Here is a 699-nt window from a genome sequence, read left to right as displayed (position 1 = left end):
GGACGCTGCCGCTGCGAAGTCGCGCCTGGCTGGTCTCGCCGACATGATCAAGGCATCGAAAGAAGGTCGCCCGGCCGCCAAGACCGGTGCTGCGGCTGCCCCCCGCAACGGCAGCTCGCCCCCACCTGCGGTTCGGCTGGGTTTGGGCTATTCCGCGTACCTCGCACAGGGTGGTAGCATCACGCCTGACAGCGATATGCCGTTCTAGTCCCGAACACAACCTAGACGCGCGTCAAACAGCGTACCAGCTAGGTTAATCGTGGGTAGGTAACTATGCCACAAGTGAGGCAGTATGCGCATGTAGTCACGCTGGCTGTGAAGCGCTGCCTCATTCGGCCTGCCGAGCGCATGATACATCGGCCTTCACAGTAGCCCGCCCGTGGGCTGATACGCGGGCACTACATCGAAAGGCTTGTCAATGCAAAACGTCCTACTAGGTCTCTTCGCCGCTGTTGCCGTCGCTGCCTTGTTGTTCATCAGCGCCCTGCTGAGTGCAGCCGGTGGTGCATTTGCTGGCTGGGCCGTATCGCTGACGCCGCTTGGCGACTGGATTCGGCACGTGCTAGACAACCCGTCGTACACGCTGGCGGAGCTTGGCGCGCTGCTCGGTTTCGTCGGTGCCTTCTTTCGCAGCACGCTGTCAGCGTCGAAGAGCTAGCCACGCAATGCCGCACCTTGCGGCATGCCCCACAGCTACAC

Annotated in this window: 2 protein-coding genes; both read left to right on the top strand. The window is 62.1% G+C overall.

Annotation, left to right across the window (positions count from 1 at the left end):
• A partial coding sequence (locus tag AAFM29_RS17960; RefSeq protein ID WP_341714067.1) for a hypothetical protein occupies positions 1-208 on the top strand: 208 nt, incomplete at its 5' end.
• 210 nt (positions 209-418) lie between these two features.
• On the top strand, positions 419-658 hold the full coding sequence (locus tag AAFM29_RS17955) for a hypothetical protein (protein ID WP_341714066.1): 240 nt from the start codon (positions 419-421) through the stop codon (positions 656-658).
• Positions 659-699 lie beyond the last annotated feature (41 nt).

The organism is Erythrobacter sp. (assembly GCF_038133525.1).
Classification (GTDB): domain Bacteria; phylum Pseudomonadota; class Alphaproteobacteria; order Sphingomonadales; family Sphingomonadaceae; genus Qipengyuania.
This window is presented reverse-complemented; position numbering and strand designations above follow the sequence as displayed.

Bases quoted from the DNA above. Each gene is read 5' to 3' on its own strand.
- AAFM29_RS17955 (WP_341714066.1), top strand. From the start codon at position 419: ATGCAAAACGTCCTACTAGGTCTCTTCGCCGCTGTTGCCGTCGCTGCC.